Source organism: Pseudoalteromonas sp. GW168-MNA-CIBAN-0100 (genome assembly GCF_040309225.1).
Taxonomy (GTDB): Bacteria; Pseudomonadota; Gammaproteobacteria; order Enterobacterales; family Alteromonadaceae; genus Pseudoalteromonas; species Pseudoalteromonas arctica.
In genome coordinates, this window is sequence record NZ_JBEOOL010000100.1 from 1 (window position 1) to 510 (window position 510).

A 510-nucleotide genomic window follows, 5' to 3' on the forward strand; every position below is an offset into this window, starting at 1 on the left:
GTGTAAAAATGAGGCATCGCTTTCATCCGCTTCGGCGATTAAAAAGTCGCTTTTACCTACTTTTGCATTGCTGCCGGCACTATTTAACAAGCCACCAATTATAAATGTTGGATCAAGGCCAGCTTGTGCATAAATACTGGCAATTAAACTGGTTGTTGTAGTTTTACCGTGTGTACCCGCAATAGCTATACCGTGGCGAAAGCGCATTAGCTCAGCGAGCATTTCGGCGCGGCGTACCACAGGTACTCTTGCGGCCTTTGCGGCTATAATTTCTGGATTTGTTTCATCAATAGCACTGGAAACAACCACTACATTGGCATCTTTTACGTTATTTTCGTGATGCCCAATAAACACCTCTGCACCGGCTTTAATTAACCTGTCTGTCATAGCGCTGTGCGCAATGTCTGAACCGGTAATCCTATAACCTTCAAACGCGAGTACTTCGGCAATGCCGCCCATGCCTGCGCCGCCAATACCAACAAAGTGGATGGTTTCAATGCGACGCATTGC

General features: G+C 46.5%; 1 protein-coding gene. It reads right to left on the bottom strand.

Annotated features, from left to right (window positions below; all coding sequences use genetic code 11):
* Positions 1–510 (bottom strand): Mur ligase domain-containing protein (locus AAEY62_RS20195; protein ID WP_350635951.1); only part of this gene is annotated, 510 nt, incomplete at both ends.